The sequence below is a fragment of the Streptomyces sp. STR69 genome (genome assembly GCF_024519455.1).
Classification (GTDB): domain Bacteria; phylum Actinomycetota; class Actinomycetes; order Streptomycetales; family Streptomycetaceae; genus Streptomyces.
Genome location: NZ_JALJRY010000014.1, coordinates 132,397 through 145,073 on the forward strand (window position 1 = coordinate 132,397; position 12,677 = coordinate 145,073).

The 12,677-nt window shown below is 70.7% G+C and carries 13 protein-coding genes and 2 pseudogenes; 11 read left to right on the forward strand and 4 right to left on the reverse strand.

Annotated features, from left to right (window positions below; genetic code table 11):
• Window positions 1-87 precede the first annotated feature (87 nt).
• The 6 genes and pseudogenes from OC490_RS25955 to OC490_RS25980 all read left to right on the forward strand — a co-directional run.
• Window positions 88-1,416 (forward strand): annotated as a pseudogene (locus OC490_RS25955) (aldehyde dehydrogenase family protein); the annotation flags it as partial.
• Window positions 1,417-1,478: 62 nt separating this feature from the next.
• Complete coding sequence (locus tag OC490_RS25960; RefSeq protein ID WP_262060400.1) at window positions 1,479-1,853, forward strand: ArsR/SmtB family transcription factor; 375 nt, start codon at window positions 1,479-1,481, stop codon at window positions 1,851-1,853.
• Window positions 1,850-2,482 (forward strand): SRPBCC family protein, encoded by a 633-nt coding sequence (locus OC490_RS25965; RefSeq protein ID WP_262060401.1) that lies wholly within the window; start codon window positions 1,850-1,852, stop codon window positions 2,480-2,482. The genes OC490_RS25960 and OC490_RS25965 overlap by 4 nt, the downstream gene beginning before the upstream one ends.
• Window positions 2,483-2,566: 84 nt before the next feature.
• Window positions 2,567-3,622 (forward strand): NAD-dependent epimerase/dehydratase family protein, encoded by a 1,056-nt coding sequence (locus OC490_RS25970; RefSeq protein ID WP_262060402.1) that lies wholly within the window; start codon window positions 2,567-2,569, stop codon window positions 3,620-3,622.
• Window positions 3,623-3,762: 140 nt separating this feature from the next.
• Entirely contained in the window at window positions 3,763-5,127 is a 1,365-nt protein-coding gene (locus OC490_RS25975) for an RICIN domain-containing protein (RefSeq protein WP_262060403.1), read from the forward strand.
• A 42-nt stretch (window positions 5,128-5,169) separates the two neighbouring features.
• Window positions 5,170-6,075 carry an aldo/keto reductase gene (locus OC490_RS25980; protein WP_262060404.1) on the forward strand — a complete coding sequence of 302 codons (906 nt, stop codon included), beginning with the start codon at window positions 5,170-5,172 and terminating at the stop codon, window positions 6,073-6,075.
• A 13-nt stretch (window positions 6,076-6,088) separates the two neighbouring features.
• Here OC490_RS25980 and OC490_RS25985 read toward each other — a convergent pair whose 3' ends face one another.
• Together OC490_RS25985 and OC490_RS25990 are read right to left on the reverse strand one after the other, a co-directional pair.
• Complete coding sequence (locus tag OC490_RS25985; RefSeq protein ID WP_262060405.1) at window positions 6,089-6,547, reverse strand: pyridoxamine 5'-phosphate oxidase family protein; 459 nt, start codon at window positions 6,545-6,547, stop codon at window positions 6,089-6,091.
• 122 nt (window positions 6,548-6,669) lie between these two features.
• Window positions 6,670-7,067, reverse strand: a pseudogene (locus OC490_RS25990) (dienelactone hydrolase family protein); the annotation flags it as partial.
• Window positions 7,068-7,174: 107 nt separating this feature from the next.
• Between OC490_RS25990 and OC490_RS25995 the strand changes: the two are divergent.
• The 4 genes from OC490_RS25995 (at window position 7,175) to OC490_RS26010 (ending at window position 10,142) form a co-directional block, all read left to right on the forward strand.
• A complete protein-coding gene (locus tag OC490_RS25995) occupies window positions 7,175-7,543 on the forward strand; it encodes a BlaI/MecI/CopY family transcriptional regulator (RefSeq protein WP_262060406.1) in 369 nt (122 codons plus the stop codon).
• 53 nt (window positions 7,544-7,596) lie between these two features.
• Window positions 7,597-8,529 carry a M48 family metalloprotease gene (locus OC490_RS26000; RefSeq protein WP_262060407.1) on the forward strand — a complete coding sequence of 311 codons (933 nt, stop codon included), beginning with the start codon at window positions 7,597-7,599 and terminating at the stop codon, window positions 8,527-8,529.
• A 95-nt stretch (window positions 8,530-8,624) separates the two neighbouring features.
• Entirely contained in the window at window positions 8,625-9,020 is a 396-nt protein-coding gene (locus OC490_RS26005) for a VOC family protein (protein WP_262060408.1), read from the forward strand.
• Between the two features lie 51 nt (window positions 9,021-9,071).
• Window positions 9,072-10,142 (forward strand): adenosine deaminase, encoded by a 1,071-nt coding sequence (locus OC490_RS26010; RefSeq protein ID WP_262060409.1) that lies wholly within the window; start codon window positions 9,072-9,074, stop codon window positions 10,140-10,142.
• On the opposite strand, the gene OC490_RS26015 is transcribed toward OC490_RS26010, so the two are convergent.
• Window positions 10,124-10,639, reverse strand: a complete 516-nt coding sequence (locus OC490_RS26015; protein WP_262060410.1) for a mycothiol transferase — start codon at window positions 10,637-10,639, stop codon at window positions 10,124-10,126. The two genes, OC490_RS26010 and OC490_RS26015, sit on opposite strands and share 19 nt — an antisense overlap.
• Before the next feature lie 27 nt (window positions 10,640-10,666).
• Complete coding sequence (locus OC490_RS26020) at window positions 10,667-11,557, reverse strand: LysR substrate-binding domain-containing protein (RefSeq protein WP_262060411.1); 891 nt, start codon at window positions 11,555-11,557, stop codon at window positions 10,667-10,669.
• Window positions 11,558-11,682: 125 nt separating this feature from the next.
• Here OC490_RS26020 and mgrA point away from each other — a divergent pair, with 125 nt between their 5' ends.
• On the forward strand, window positions 11,683-12,675 hold the full coding sequence (gene mgrA / locus OC490_RS26025) for an L-glyceraldehyde 3-phosphate reductase (RefSeq protein WP_262060412.1): 993 nt from the start codon (window positions 11,683-11,685) through the stop codon (window positions 12,673-12,675).
• The last annotated feature ends 2 nt before the right edge of the window (window positions 12,676-12,677 follow it).

The window sequence follows — 12,677 nt, forward strand, 5'->3', positions numbered from 1 at the left end:
GACCATGTTCCCACCGGAATTTTCTCCGGTGTATGAATGGTTGCTATATACACCTGACCGTAGAGAACTCCCACGCACCAGCAGCGAGGCACCGTGAACCAGCCCAGTCCCGAGCAGCCCGCCGATATCGTGGCCCGGCTGCGCGCCACCTTCCGCACCGGCCGCACCAAGCCTGTCGAGTGGCGCACCGCCCAGCTCCGCCGCCTCCGCGACCTGCTCACCGAGCACGGCGACGACCTCGCCGCCGCCCTCCACGCCGACCTCGGCAAGAGCGCCGCCGAGTCCCAGCGCACCGAGATCGGCTTCACGATCCGCGAGATCGACCACACCCTCGACCACCTCGAAGAGTGGCTGCGCCCCGAGTCCGCCCCCGTACCGGCCCACCTCGGCACGGACGCGACCGCCTGGACGCAGTACGACCCGCTCGGCGTCGTCCTCGTGATCGCCCCCTGGAACTACCCGGTGCAGTTGCTTCTGACCCCGGTCGTCGGCGCGCTGGCCTCGGGCAACGCGGTGGTCGTCAAGCCCAGCGAGCTGGCCCCGGCCACCTCCGCCGCCATCGCCCGGCTGCTGCCCGCCTACCTCGACACCGACGCGGTCGCCGTCGTCGAGGGCGCCATCCCCGAGACCACGGCCCTGCTCGCCGAGCACTTCGACCACATCTTCTACACCGGCAACGGCGCCGTCGGCCGCATCGTCCTGCGTGCCGCCGCCGAGCACTTGACCCCGGTCGCCCTCGAACTCGGCGGCAAATCACCGGCGTTCGTCGACCGCGACGCCGATCTCGCCGTCGTCGCCGACCGGTTGGCGCGTGGCAAGTTCCTCAACGCCGGACAGACCTGTGTCGCCCCCGACTATGTGCTGACCGACCCGGAGACCGCCGCCGCGCTCGAACCCCTGCTGCTGACCGCGGTCGAGAAGGTCTACGGCGCCGACCCGCAGACCTCCGGCGAGTACGGCCGGATCGTCAACGAGCGGCACTTCGACCGGCTCGCCGGGCTGCTCGACTCCGGCCGGGTCGTCGTCGGCGGGCGCAGCGACCGCGGCGACAAGTACATCGCGCCGACCGTGCTCGCCGACGTGGACCCGAAGGCGCCCGTCATGGCGGAGGAGATCTTCGGCCCGATCCTGCCGATCGTCACCGTCCCCGGGATCGACGCGGCCATCGACTTCATCAACGACCGCGACAAGCCCCTCGCCCTGTACGTGTTCACCGACTCCGACGACACCCGCGCCCGGATCGCCGCCGAGACCTCCTCCGGCGCCGTCGGCTACGGCCTCCCGCTCGCCCATCTCACCGTCTCCGACCTGCCGTTCGGCGGCGTGGGGGAGAGCGGCATGGGCAACTACCACGGCCGCTACTCCATCGAGACGTTCAGCCACCGCAAGGCCCTGCTGGAGAAGCCTCTGGCCTGACCTGCCACCCCCGCATGTATCACCGGTCGCTTATATAAGCGACCGGTGATATTTTGGCGCTCATGCACGCTTTCGATGTGCTCGGAGACCCCGTGCGCCGCCGCATCCTGGAACTGCTCGCCGAGGGTGAGCAGCCCGCCGGGACGGTCAGCGATGTCGTCCGGCGGGAGTTCGGGATATCGCAGCCCGCGGTCTCCCAACATCTGAAGGTGCTGCGGGAGAACGGATTCGCGACGGTACGGCCGGACGGCACCCGCCGCCTGTACGCCGTGAACTCCGAGCCGCTGCGGGACATCGACGCCTGGCTCGACCGGTTCCGCCGCTACTGGACCCCGCATCTGGACGCCCTGGCAACCGAGTTGGCCCGGGGCAAGCGTGAGCGCCGGCTCCGCGGCGCCGCCGACGACAGCCCCGACGAGTCGAGGAGCACCCCATGATCGACGTGACCCAGCAGATCAACTCCGTGAGCCGCCGCGTCGGCCGCCGCGACTTCCGGGCCGGCGAGGCCCGCGTGATCACCATCGGCCAGTCCTACGACTCACCGCCCGAGGACGTCTGGGACGCCTGCACCAACCCCGAGCGCATCCCGCGCTGGTTCCTGCCGGTCACCGGCGAACTGCGGCCGGGCGGCAAGTACCAGTTGCAGGGCAACGCCGGCGGCACCGTCGAGCGCTGCGACCCGCCCAACAGCTTCTTCGCCACCTGGGAGTTCGGCGGTGAAGTCAGCTGGATCGAGCTGCGGTTGACGCCCGAGGGCGACGGGACGCGCTTCGAGTTGGAGCACATCGCCCATGTCGACGACACGAAGTGGGCGGAGTTCGGGCCCGGCGCGGTCGGCGTCGGCTGGGACTCGATCCTCCTGGGGCTCGACGGCAACCTGTCCGGCACCAGTCCCGTGAAGCCGGAGGACGCCATGGCCTGGCTGGCCTCCGAGGAGGGCCGCCGCTTCGTGACGGCGAGCAGCGAGGCCTGGTACGCGGCCGACGTCGCGAGTGGCGAGGACGAGGCGGTGGCCCGCGCGTCCGCCGACCGGACCACAGCCGCCTATACGGGAACCGGGAGTTGAGAGTCACAGCGACCGAAGCGCTGACCCGGGACCGATCACCGTTGTAGCGTGCGCGCTGGACGTCACGGGTGATCGGAGCCAGGGATGAGTGTCGGCGGCGAGACGGTGTTGGTGACCGGCGGCAGCGGATTCGTCGGCAGCCATCTGGTCCGGCAGCTGCTGGAGCGCGGCTACCGTGTGCACACCACCGTGCGGTCCCTCGGCAACGAGGCGAAGGTCGCGCCGCTGCGGGCGATGCAGGCCCAATTCCCGGGCGCGCTTGAGCTGTTCGAGGCCGATCTGCTGGCGGAGGGCTCCTTCGACGCGGCGATGGACGGCTGCCGGGTCGTGTTCCATGTGGCCTCGCCGTTCCTGATGCCGGAGAAGATCAAGGACGGTCGGAGGGACGTCGTCGAACCCGCGCTCACCGGCACCCGCAACGTCCTCGCCGGCATCGAACGCACGCCCACCGTCGAGAAGTTGGTGTTCACCTCGACGGTCGGCGCGATCTTCGGGGACTACGCCGACGTACGGGCGATGAAGGACGAGATCCTTTCCGAGGACTACGTCAACACCACCAGCACGGTCGAGAACAACCCGTACCACTACGCCAAGACGGTCGCCGAACGTGCCGCCTGGGACGCGGCACACGCACAGGACCGCTGGCGCATGGTCTCCGTCAACCCCGGCCTGATCCTGGGGCCTTCACTGACCCCGGCCTCGGACTCCGGCAGCCTGTTCCTCCTCGACGAACTCTTCAAGGGCTACTTCTTCTACGGGGCACCCGACTTCAGCTTCACCGTCGTCGACGTGCGGGACGTGGCGAGCGCGCACATCGCGGCGGCCGAACGCCCCGACGCGCACGGCCGTTACATCGTCGCCGCGACCCGGATGGCGTCCTTCCTCGACATGTCACGAGCCCTGCGGCAGCGCTTCCCGCGCAACTACCGGCTGCCCGGACACGGCCTCCCGCACTGGCCGGTACGCATCCTGGGGCCCGCGTTCGGGCTCACCCAGGACTACATCCGCAAGCACCTCGGGATCAGGTTCACGGTGGACAACCGGCGCGGAGTGGAAGAACTGGGCATCCACTACCGGCCGTTGGAGGAGACTCTGGTCGATCACTACCTGGCGTGGCGGCAGTTGAGGGAATCGAGCTGACCGTCGCCCGTTCTTCGCCGTTCACTCGGCAGACCGTTCCCCCCTCTTGACTGGTTCAGACCAAAGGCGCTTGGGTGTGGCCCGATCACCTTTCCGGTGTCATGAGCCTGACCACCTCAACGCTCAACCGAAGGGCACCCATGCGAACCCCCCACGCCCTGCTGGCCGTCACGGCAGCGCTGGCCGCGACGCTCGTCTCTCCACCGGCCGGCGCCGCCGACGCGGTCCCGGCCCCCGGCACCTACTACGTCCAGAGCGCCACCACCGGGCTCAACGCGGCCGACAAGGGGGGAGCGGTGGAGCAGCACAACCCCAAGGGCAACGAGGACCACCAGCAGTGGAACCTCAAGGCGAGCGGATCCTCGTACGTCCTGGAGAGCACCGACACGGCAGGCAGCTGCCTCGGCCGCTCGGGTGCCCAGGCGAAAACCGTCGCCTGCACGAGCGCCGACGCCGCCTGGCAGATCACCGCGACCGGCGGTGACCAATACACCCTCCAAGTGCCTGGCACCGCAAGCTACCTGACCGTGGCCGCCAAGCCCTCCGGCGCCAACTACCCGGCCCAGCTCGCCATCGGCTCCTCCGGCAGCCTCGCCTCCTGGTACCTGACCCCGATCACCTCACCCACCAAACCGATCCCCGCCCAGGACCAACGCACCCTGGACCAGGTCACGTTCCTCACCGCGCACAACGCCTACGCCAACGGAGTCGACGGCGGTTTCGCCCCGCCCTTCGTGAACTTCTTCCCCAACCAGGCCCGCGGCATCAACCAGCAACTCTCCGACGGCGTAAGGGGGTTCATGCTGGACATCCACCAGACCTCCGACGGCGCCATCCTCTGCCACGACAGCTGCACCCTGGTCAGCAGCCCGGTCGCCCTGAACGTCGACCTCCAGCGCATGGTGGACTTCCTCAAGGCGCACCCCGACCAGTTCGTCACCGTCTTCCTGGAGGACTACGTCGACCCGGGCGTCCTGCGCAGTGAACTCGCCCGCGTCAACGGCCTGTACGACGTGCTGTACCGCCCCGACCAGACCGGTGTGCAGCAGAACGGCTGGCCGAAGATGGCCGACCTGATCGCCGCCAACCACCGCCTGCTGATCTTCACCGACCACAGCCGTGCCTCCGACCAGTCCGCCGGACTGACCCGGGACAGCTTCGGTGTGATGTACCAGCGCGAGTGGACCGTCGAGAACTACTGGTCCATGGGCTCCGGCGCGAGCTCCTCCGACTGGTCCTGCTACAGCCGCTGGTACGGCAGCGACCTCAACGTCCCGCTGACGCAGACGTATTCGGGGTTCCGCCCGCTGTTCGTCATGAACCACTTCCGGGACGCCACCATCGCCGGGACGGCGCAGACCGACAACACCAAGGTCCTCGACCGGGCCCAGCGGTTCTGCCAGCCGGCCGCCCGCAAGAAGCCCAACTTCCTCGCCGTGGACCGCTACGACCTCGGCAACCCCGCGTCGGCCGTGAACAGCCTGAACAGCTACACGTATCCGTAAAGTGCGGGCGGCTGCGGCGCGCGTGTGTGCGAAACTCCGCTGATGACCTCAGCGAAGATCACCGCCGCAGCCGCGGGCACCTGGGAACTCGGCGACCTGACCGTCAACCGCCTCGGCTTCGGCGCGATGCGGCTGACGGGCAGCGCCGCCTTCAACCACGGCACACCGAGCGACCGCGACCGCTCGATCGCCGTGCTGCGCAAGGCAGTTGAGCTCGGTGTGAACCACATCGACACGGCCGCCTTCTACTTCTCGTCGCTGCGGTCGGCCAACGAACTCATCAACACCGCGCTCGCCCCCTACCCGGACGACCTCGTGATCGCCACGAAGGTTGGGCCCTTCCGCAACTACTCGGGGGAATGGAGCAGTTCGGCACGCCCCGACGACCTGCGCGGGCATGTCGAGGAGAACCTGCGCCAGCTCGGGCGCGACCAGCTGGACGTGGTCTATCTGCGCCGGATGGGGCAGGACTCCATCGCCGAACACTTCGGCGCGCTCGCCGAACTCCAGGAGGAGGGCCTGGTCCGGCACCTCGCGCTCTCCGACGTCGAACCCCGCCACCTCTCCGAGGCGCAGGGGATCGCCCCGGTGGTGAGCGTGCAGAACCGGTTCGCGCTCGACTCGTACAGTGCCGAGACCGACGACATGCTGCGGATCTGCGGCGAACAGGGCATCGCGTTCGTGCCGTTCTTCGCCATCGCGGGCGCGGGCGGGGCGAGGAGCGCGACCACCGCCCACGACGACGAGGTCCTGGCCGCCGCGGACGCCCATGACACCAGCGCCGCCCAGATCCGCCTGGCCTGGACCCTGGCCCAGGGCCCGCACGTCCTCGCCATCCCCGGCACGGGCAACCCCGACCACCTCGCCGAGAACGTGGCGGCCGGCGCGATCCGCCTGACCGACGACGAACTCGCCGGGCTCAACGAGCTGCACAGCAAGGCCGGTTGAGCCAGGGCAGGGCTCACACCAGCCAGACGCCGTCCCGCATCAGATGGCGTTGGCGCAGCTCGTGCACCTCGTGCCACGCCTGGACGGCCAGCGGCGGTATCCGGAAGAAGGAGTAGGACGCGCGGTCCTCCCGGGGATCCCAGCCGTACTTCGCGTGGAAGGCGTCGGCAGCGGCGGCCGGGACGTCCTCGGCGGTGAAGGCCGTGGCCTCGCCGTCGATGAGCACGACGTCCCGGGTGTCCGCGAAGGCCAGCCGGGTCCGCCGACCGTCGCTCAGATTGCGGCCGGTGGGGTTGGTGGGCCGGGTGCACAACCAGACGGCCTGCCCGTCCCAGACGAACCACAGCGGGACCAGACAGGGCAGCCCGTCGGCGTCGGCCGAGGCCACCCAGATGTCCAACTCCCGTTCCAGCCGCGCCAGGACGTCGCGCCTGCGCTCCTCGGGGCCGCGTGGCGGCACGGTGATCTTCATGCCCGGGGACGCTACCGGCGGCGCCCGCGCGGCGCCTCGGGCCGGGGTCGTAGGACCTCGGACCGAGGGCGCCGTGGCGTCGGCCCAGTTGGGCGTGCAGGAAGGGCACCGTGCTCGCCCGGGCGCAGGGCGGCGATGCTCTTCGTGGGGGTGCTCTCGTCCGACTCGCCGTAGTGGCCGAGGATTTGAGCCTTCGGCCCGGAGCAGTCGGGGAACTCGCCCTGGATCACGCCCTAGAACGGCACCGCCGCGCTCACCCTCGGGTCGGCCGCCGCCAGGTACAGGACGAAGCCGCCGCCCATGCAGAAGCCGACCGCGCCGACCGTGTCCAAGGTGACCTCGGGGCGAGCCGGTCGGCCACGTCGGCGATGTGGTCGGTCAGACCCCACCGCTCCTGGATGACGATCACGCCCGGCCCGCTCCCGGACGGCGGCAGCGCGAGGTAGCCGCGGGCGGTGCCCGCGGCGCCGGGAAAGGCGACGTTCTGCCGGGCCGGGGCGACCTCTTCCGCAAGGGGCACGCGGGAACGGGCACACGGGCGCCGTGACGATACGGCACCTTGGTGACTACAATTCTGTAGACGGTCTGCTGGACTGTATAGACGAGGACGGGGTGAGGATCGTTCCCATGGCCGACGCGAAGGACGAACGCCGACCGGCGGGTGAGCTGGAGGCCACCGTCATGGCCGCCCTCTGGGCCGCCGGCGACCCGCAGACCCCGGGAGAGGTGCAGCTGAGCCTCGGCACGGGCCTGGCCCGCACCACGGTGACGACGATCCTGACCCGGCTGCACGACAAGGGCGTCGTCGACCGCCTGCGCCAGGGCCGCGGCTACGCCTACTTCCCGGTCCAGGACGCGCAGGGCCTCACCGCCCGCCGTATGCACACCGAACTCGACCGGGACGGCGACCGGGAGACCGTCCTCGCCCGCTTCGTCGCCCAGCTCAGCCCCGACGACGAACGCGTGCTGCGCGACCTCCTCGAATCCGGTGAGTAGTAGTGCGGCGCAGTGGGACGTGGAATCCTGGGTGCGATGAAATCCGGTGACCGATGATCGCCCTGCTGCTCCTCCCGCTCGTGCTGCCGTTCGCGCTACGGCCACCGGCCCGGCGCGCCCTGGAGCGGCTCACGCCGGTCACGGCCCTGTGGCTGCTCACCGGCTCCGCGGTGATCGCGGCCGGCTGCACCCTCGCCGCACTCGGCGCGTTGGCCTTGACCGGTCTGCTCCGGCTGCCGCTGTTCGCGTCGCTCGGCGAACTGATCCACCCACTGCGCACCTCCTACGGCGGCCTCGTCCCGCCGGCGGCCGTGCTGTCCGCCGGTGCCCTGGTCGTGTGCGCCTGGTCGCTGGGCCGGTGGGCGCTGCGCCAGTCCCGTGCCTTGCGCGTCGCCCGTACCCAGGCCGGGCGCGGGCCCGTCGCGGGCGACCTGTGCGTGGTCGACTCCCCGCACCCGGACGCGTACGCCCTGCCGGGGCGACCGCACCGCATCGTCGTCTCCACCGGGATGCTGCGCAGCCTCGACGCCGCCGAACGCGAGGCGCTGTTCGCGCACGAGCGGGCCCACAACGCGGGCGGCCACCACTACTTCCTCGTGGCCGCAGAACTCGCCGCCCGCTGCCATCCCGCGCTCGGACCGGTCCGCGACGCGATCCGGCTCGCGGCCGAACGAGCGGCCGACGAGGCCGCCGCCACCGCGGTCGGTGACCGGCGCCTGATCGCCCGTGCCATCGCCCGCGCCGCCCTCGCCGGACAGTCGGCCCGCTCCCGTCGCCCGGACTTCGTCCCCGGCGCCACGAACGGCCCGGTCCCGCAGCGCGTCAAGGCCCTCCTCGCGGCCCCGCGCCGCACCCACCGCACCGCCGCCTGCGGACTCGCCGCCCTGCTGATCACCTGCGCGGCGCTCTCCTTCGCCGCCGCGGCCACCGAGATGATCGACGTCCACCACCGGGTTGAGGTGGCGCAGGGCGAGGAGGCCGGGTGAGGGACGGGTCCGGCGGGCGACTGGCGCGAGCCACGTTTTACGTATAACCTCACCCGTCAATATCCCGTCGAACGGAACCGCACGGAGACCCCCCGATGAGCCGTATCGCCCTGGTCACCCTCGTCGTCGACGACTACGACGAGGCGATCCGCTTCTACACCGAAGCCCTGGGCTTCCGGCTCGTCGAGGACGAGGCCCGCCCCGACGGCTCCCGCTGGGTCGTCGTGGCGCCGCCCGGCGCCGACGGACCCGGTACCGGCCTGCTGCTCGCCCGCGCCAAGGGCGAGGACCAGCGCGGCCGGATCGGTGACCAGACCGGCGGGCGCGTCGGGTTCTTCCTGCACACCGACGACTTCGCCCGCGACCACGCACGGATGCTCGCCGCGGGCGTGACCTTCCTGGAGGAACCGCGCCACGAGCCGTACGGCTCGGTCGCCGTTTTCCAGGACCTGTACGGCAACCGCTGGGACCTGCTCCAGCCCGCCGCCTGAACTCCGGTACCGCCCGACCCCGCTCACCGAACGACCGAGGAACGACCGCACATGTCATCTACGCGCATAGACGCCGACACCCTCCGCCGGCTCCCCAAGGCCGTGCTGCACGACCACCTCGACGGCGGCCTGCGCCCCGCCACCGTGGTGGAGCTCGCGGAGACGGTCGGGCACACTCTGCCCACCACCGACCCGGACGAGCTCGCCGCCTGGTACTTCGACGCCGCCAACTCCGGAGACCTGGTGCGCTACATCGCCACCTTCGAGCACACGCTCGCCGTGCTGCAGAACCGCGAGGGCCTGCTGCGCGTCGCCGAGGAGTACGTCCTGGACCTGGCCGCCGACGGTGTCGTCTACGGCGAGGTGCGCTACGCCCCCGAGCTGAACACCAACGGCGGGCTCACGATGAGCGAGGTCGTCGAGACCGTCCAGGAGGGGCTCGCGGCCGGAATGGCCAAGGCCGCGGCAGCCGGAACCCCGGTCCAGGTGCGGACGCTGCTGTGCGGGATGCGGATGTTCGATCGGGTCGCCGAGGCGGCCGACCTCGCGGTGGCCTTCCGGGACGCCGGTGTCGTCGGCTTCGACATCGCCGGTGCCGAGGACGGCTTCCCGCCCGCCGACCACCTCGCCGCGTTCGAGCACCTGCGCCGCGAGAGCGTCCCGTTCACCATCCACGCCGGCGAGGCGCACGGCCTGCCCAGCATCCACCAGGCCCTCCAGGTGTGCGGCGCCCAGCGCATCGGCCACGGCGTCCGCATCACCGAGGACATCGTCGACGGCAAGCTCGGCCGCCTCGCGGGCTGGGTCCGGGACCGCCGTATCGCCCTGGAGATGTGCCCGACCTCCAACCTCCAGACGGGCGCGGCCGGTTCGATCGCCGAGCACCCGATCACCGCCCTGAAGGACCTGGGCTTCCGCGTCACCCTCAACACCGACAACCGACTGGTGTCCGGTACGACGATGACGCGCGAGATGTCCCTCCTGGTCGAGGAGGCGGGCTGGACGGTCGAGGACCTGCGCACGGTCACGGTGAACGCCCTCAAGAGCGCGTTCATCCCGTACGACGAGCGCAAGGCCCTCATCGAGGACGTCGTCCTGCCGGGTTACGCCTCCGCGCTCTGAAGCAGCCCCCGCACATACGCGGCCTGTCCGACGTGCTCCAGATCGTCGGACAGGACGCTGACCAGCCGTACGCCCAGGGTGACCGGCGGGTCCCAGCGCTCGTCCACGATCCGCTCGTAGTCCTCCGGGGCCAGCCCGCGCAGATACTCCAAGGTCTGCTCGTGCACGGCGTCGTAGTACCCGGTCAGCTGGCCGGCCGACTCGACGCGCACCTTGCCGACCTGGGTGGAGGTGTGGCCGTATCCGGTGTCCCGGGCCGGCAGATCGAGTCCGAAGCGCTTCTCCCAGCCCTGGGTCAGCCACACCTGGTCGAGGCCTGCGGCGTCGGCGACATGGTCGTCCTGGACTCGGGTGAGATGCCAGATCAGCCAGGCGATGGAGTTGGCGTCGGCGGCCACGCGCGCGTGCAGTTGGTCCGGTGTCAGGCCGTCGAGGGCGGCATGGACTTCTTCCTGGACGCGGCCGTAGGCGTCAATGAGGATGTCGTTGGCATGCATCCGACCACCATCGCGCATCGCCGTCGCTCATGCGGCCGGAGTCCCGGTTTCGAGCAGGGCCATCAGGGCGCGGGCCGCCGGACTGGTGGCCTGCGGAGGCGGCAACAGGGCCACCGTCTCGTACACCTCCTCGCCGGTTCCCTTGAGGGGCAGTGCGGTGAGGGGCTCTCGCTTGTGACGGAAGTGCTGGGGGACCACCGCGATGCCGAGGTTCTCGTCGATCAGATCGAGGAGGCTGTGCACGTCGTTGACCTCCAGCGCGACCGTCCGCCGTACGCCCGCCGCGGCGAAGACGGCGTCCGTGGTGCGGCGCGAGGCCCAGTCCGGGTGGAAGTCGACGAAGACCTCGCCGCCGAGGTCGTCCGGAGTGACCGCCGCGCCGATCCGGGCGAGCCGGTGGCTGGGATGGCACAGCACGGTCATCGGCTCGCTGGTGAGCGAGACCGAGCGCAGCTGGTCGGTGTCCGCCTGGGTCCGGTAGGCGAAGGCCAGGTCGAGGCGCCCGGCCGCGACCTCCTCCGCCAGCGCCCCGGAACCCGCCTGCCGCAGCCGGATCTCCACGTCGGGATGCCGGCGCCGGAACGCGGCGAGCAACCCCGCCACATGCACCCCTGCGATGCACTGCTCGGTGCCCAGGGAGAGCGTGCCGCGCAGCACGCCCTGCACCGCGGCCACCGCCTCGTGCGCCGAGCGCACCTGCGCCAGGATCCGTTCCGCCTCCCCGAGCAGCGCCCGGCCGGCCTCCGTGAGCGTGACCCGGCGGGTGGTGCGGACGAACAGCGGGGTCTGCAACTCCCGCTCCAGGGCACGGATCGACGCCGACAGACCGGACTGGGACACCATCAACCGCTCCGCCGCCCGGGTGAAGTGGTGGTCCTCGGCGACGGCGATGAAATGCTGAAGATGACGCAGCTCCATGATTGAGAAGCGTAGCCGCTGAATTCCATCGGATTCTTCTGTTGGACCACTGCCCGCAGGTCGGACAGAGTGGGCGACGGTTACCTGGAACCGGTATCCCGTGTGCCAACCCCTCTGGAGTCGCGTTGTACACCGCACACCCCGACCGCTACACGGACCTGCCCTACCGGCGCACCGGACGCAGCGGTCTGAAGCTCCCCGCGATCTCGCTCGGCCTGTGGCACAACTTCGGGCCCGACCGCCCGGTCGACACGCAGCGCGCGATCCTGCGCCGCGCCTTCGACCTCGGCGTCACCCACTTCGACCTGGCGAACAACTACGGCCCGCCCCCCGGCGCCGCCGAGTCCGCCCTCGGCGAGGCGCTGAAGGCGGACTTCGGGGCGTACCGCGACGAGCTGGTGATCTCCACCAAGGCCGGCTATCTGATGTGGCCCGGCCCCTACGGCGAGTGGGGTTCGCGCAAGTACCTGCTGTCCTCGCTCGACCAGAGCCTCACGCGTATGGGCCTGGACTACGTCGACGTTTTCTACTCGCACCGCCCCGACCCGGAGACTCCCCTTGAGGAGACGATGGGCGCCCTGCACTCGGCGGTCCAGCAGGGCAAGGCGCTCTACGTCGGCATCTCCAACTACTCGGCGGAGCAGACCAGGGAGGCCGCCCGCATCCTCGGCGAGCTGGGCACCCCGCTGCTCATCCACCAGCCGCGCTACTCGATGCTCGACCGCCGCCCCGAGGACGAGGGGCTGCTCGACGCCCTCGACCAGTTGCAGGTCGGCTCCATCGTGTTCTCCCCGCTGGAGCAGGGGCTGCTCAGCTCCCGCTACCTCGACGGCATCCCGGAGGGTTCCCGGGCGGCGAGCGACAGCCCGTTCCTGAACTCGGACGCGGTCACCGAGGACCTGGTCGGTCAGCTGCGCGCCCTCGACGACATCGCCAAGGGACGCGGTCAGACCCTCGCCCAGCTGGCCCTGGCGTGGGTGCTGCGCGGCGGGCGGGTCACCTCGGCCCTGGTCGGTGCGAGCAGCCCGCAGCAGATCGAGGACAGCGTCGCGGCCACCCGCAACCTGGACTTCGACGCCGACGAACTGGCCCGCATCGACGCGATCGTCAGGCCGTAGGC

Excerpts from the sequence above, each read along its gene's own strand:
- OC490_RS25960 (WP_262060400.1), top strand. The coding sequence starts at position 1,479 with ATGCACGCTTTCGATGTGCTCGGAGACCCCGTGCGCCGCCGCATCCTG.
- OC490_RS25965 (WP_262060401.1), top strand. The coding sequence starts at position 1,850 with ATGATCGACGTGACCCAGCAGATCAACTCCGTGAGCCGCCGCGTCGGC.
- OC490_RS25970 (WP_262060402.1), top strand. The coding sequence starts at position 2,567 with ATGAGTGTCGGCGGCGAGACGGTGTTGGTGACCGGCGGCAGCGGATTC.
- OC490_RS25975 (WP_262060403.1), top strand. The coding sequence starts at position 3,763 with ATGCGAACCCCCCACGCCCTGCTGGCCGTCACGGCAGCGCTGGCCGCG.
- OC490_RS25980 (WP_262060404.1), top strand. The coding sequence starts at position 5,170 with ATGACCTCAGCGAAGATCACCGCCGCAGCCGCGGGCACCTGGGAACTC.
- OC490_RS25985 (WP_262060405.1), bottom strand. The coding sequence starts at position 6,547 with ATGAAGATCACCGTGCCGCCACGCGGCCCCGAGGAGCGCAGGCGCGAC.
- OC490_RS25995 (WP_262060406.1), top strand. The coding sequence starts at position 7,175 with ATGGCCGACGCGAAGGACGAACGCCGACCGGCGGGTGAGCTGGAGGCC.
- OC490_RS26000 (WP_262060407.1), top strand. The coding sequence starts at position 7,597 with ATGATCGCCCTGCTGCTCCTCCCGCTCGTGCTGCCGTTCGCGCTACGG.
- OC490_RS26005 (WP_262060408.1), top strand. The coding sequence starts at position 8,625 with ATGAGCCGTATCGCCCTGGTCACCCTCGTCGTCGACGACTACGACGAG.
- OC490_RS26010 (WP_262060409.1), top strand. The coding sequence starts at position 9,072 with ATGTCATCTACGCGCATAGACGCCGACACCCTCCGCCGGCTCCCCAAG.
- OC490_RS26015 (WP_262060410.1), bottom strand. The coding sequence starts at position 10,639 with ATGCATGCCAACGACATCCTCATTGACGCCTACGGCCGCGTCCAGGAA.
- OC490_RS26020 (WP_262060411.1), bottom strand. The coding sequence starts at position 11,557 with ATGGAGCTGCGTCATCTTCAGCATTTCATCGCCGTCGCCGAGGACCAC.